This window comes from Xylanibacillus composti (assembly GCF_018403685.1).
Taxonomy (GTDB): domain Bacteria; phylum Bacillota; class Bacilli; order Paenibacillales; family K13; genus Xylanibacillus; species Xylanibacillus composti.
The window spans coordinates 1-2,531 of sequence record NZ_BOVK01000111.1 but is presented as its reverse complement, the minus strand read 5'-3'; the positions used below and the strand labels follow the sequence as shown (position 1 = coordinate 2,531).

The following is a 2,531-nucleotide window of genomic DNA, read 5'->3' as shown; positions in this document are numbered from 1 at the left end:
CATAAATTTGGACTTGATCGCACTTTTTACAATTATCTATGTTTTATACAAGAATAGTTTAGTTCGTATATTTATACGTTTCACCTGTGATGCTACTATTTATTTAGTTTTATAATAACTGCACCAATTGTGGAAAGAGAGGGATATCTATAATGAATGAAAGGCAAGAAGGGATGAATTATGCCCCCAAAGGGAAACCCAACCCTGTTGTTAAACCTAACGAATTTGTTTTTGCTGCTATTGGGCTAGACCATGGGCATATTGGGGGGCAATGTAACGGCTTAATTGAGGCAGGTGCCACCTTAAAATACATTTATGACACAGATAAAGAAAAGCTAGACCATTATTTGAAAATGTTTCCCCAAGCAAAAGCTGCAAATAGTGAAGAAGAAATTTTAGCAGATAAAGAAGTAAAACTTGTTACCAGTGCTAACATTGCTTGCGAACGACAACCATTAGGCGTGCGTGTGCTGGCCGCAGGTAAAGATTATTTTACAGATAAGGCACCAATGACAACCCTTAAGCAGCTAGAGGAAGCCAAAGAAATGGTTCAAAAAACAGGTTTGAAATATGCTGTTTATTATAGTGAACGGTTGCATGTAGAAAGCGCCGTTTTTGCTGGAGAATTAATTGCGCAAGGTGCCATTGGTAAAGTTGTTCAAACCATTGGCTTAGGTCCCCACCGGTTAAGTGCAGATAGGCGCCCTCCGTGGTTTTTTGAAAGAGAGCAATATGGGGGTATTTTGTGCGACATTGGCAGTCATCAAATAGAGCAGTTTTTATATTTTACTGGTGCAAAAGATGCAGAAATACTTTCAGCCAACATCGAAAACTATAACAACCCAAAGTACCCCGGGTTAGATGATTTTGGGGATGCTACTTTACGTGGGGATAATGGGACAATGGGCTATTTTAGAGTTGATTGGTTTACACCTGACGGGCTTTCTACTTGGGGTGATGGTCGTACAATGATATTAGGCACAGATGGTTATATTGAGTTGCGAAAATATGTTGATATTGCTCGCCATAAAGGTGGCTCACATGTGTACTTAGTAAATAAAGAAGGAGAAAAACACTTTAATGTAGAAGGGCAAGTAGGCTACCCCTTTTTTGGGCAACTGATATTAGATTGTATAAATAGAACAGAGCATGCCATGACACAGACCCATGCTTTTAAAGCGGCTGAATTGTGCATAAAGGCACAAATGATTGCAGAAAAAGCGAAAAACATTGTTAGAAAATATTAACTTGGTACGATTGGCTTGGCATAAGAAGTAAAAACAAATACTTGTTAACTAATACTAAGGGTGATGTGCAAATGGATGAGCAGAATACCCCAAATTTAATCACCCACTTTGCCCATAAGCATTGCGGGGAGGAGTGGAAGTTTAAAGATTTTTATACAGATTTTTTTAGCTTAACTTTTGTTGTTGACGGTGTTGTTCATTATAAAATAGATGATGCCGCCAAAGTGTGCAAGCAAGGAGATATTGTTTTTATTAAACCTGGTAACCGTCGAACCGCATCTACTAACGGTTTTACTTGTGTTGCCATTGATTTTAATTTTTCAGGCTCAAACCCTTTAAATTCATATGATTTAAACTTTAAATTATTAAACTACCCTAGCTTTACTAGCTGGGGTAGTTTTGCTGAATTTGCACCCTATTTCAAAGAATTTAAATATGAGTGGCTGCAAAAAAATAATGGTTACACACTCAAATGTTATGGGTTACTTATGCTCATTTTACATAAAATTTTATACAATGAAAAAAGACAAAATAAACACCCTTATGTGGAAGAAATTAAAAGTTACATTATTCAAAATTATGCAACTCACATAACTGTTAACAGTATCGCAAGTCACTTTGGCTTTAACCCTGTATATATAGGGCATGTTTTTAAAAAGCATGAAAATAAAACCATTTTGCAATTTTTAAGACAAGTACGTATTCATGCCTCCTTAGAACTTTTAGCACGTGGGTTACCTCAAAATCTTACCATTTCACAAATAGCAGAGGAAGTAGGCTTTACAGATGTGTATCACTTTAGTAACGTTTTCAAACAACTAATGGGGGTTTCCCCTAAAAAATATATGTTACAAAATATGTAACTAACAATAGAAGAACAGATTTTTTAGCCCTTGCAAGAGGGCAAGGCCAGACCCCATTTTGGAATAATTTTCAGGCATGGTCAGGGTATCGTCGTCAAAATATTCAACTTTTTGTTGTTGGTTCGCAAGTACACAGCAGCTTAGTAGGCTTCGGCTGACGCAGAGTTCTTGCTTTCCAAAGCAAAGTATAAGGAGATTACAGGACGGGAACAGAAACATGATGTTCTGTATTAGCAGATTCGGCAGGCGTTTCGCTCGGTGAAATTGATGTGGAAACAGCGCTCAATAGAAAGTAAAGTATAGGAGTCGTTTCCGCTTTCCTAATGATTACTTCGAAATTGGTGGTCAGACGAGTTGGGGAAAACATACATAAGCTTCCGATCCTAATCAGGATTAGGAAGATCAAGTCCAAATTTATGTG

General features: G+C 37.3%; 2 protein-coding genes. Both read left to right on the top strand.

The genetic code is table 11. The features are described 5' to 3' along the window. The first annotated feature begins 152 nt into the window (after window positions 1-152). A complete protein-coding gene (locus XYCOK13_RS21705; protein ID WP_213414348.1) occupies window positions 153-1,247 on the top strand; it encodes a Gfo/Idh/MocA family protein in 1,095 nt (364 codons plus the stop codon). 71 nt (window positions 1,248-1,318) lie between these two features. Beyond that, window positions 1,319-2,110: an AraC family transcriptional regulator gene (locus XYCOK13_RS21700; RefSeq protein WP_213414347.1), complete on the top strand. Its 792-nt coding sequence runs from the start codon at window positions 1,319-1,321 to the stop codon at window positions 2,108-2,110. Window positions 2,111-2,531 lie beyond the last annotated feature (421 nt).

Bases quoted from the DNA above. Each gene is read 5' to 3' on its own strand.
- XYCOK13_RS21700 (WP_213414347.1), top strand. From the start codon at position 1,319: ATGGATGAGCAGAATACCCCAAATTTAATCACCCACTTTGCCCATAAG.
- XYCOK13_RS21705 (WP_213414348.1), top strand. From the start codon at position 153: ATGAATGAAAGGCAAGAAGGGATGAATTATGCCCCCAAAGGGAAACCC.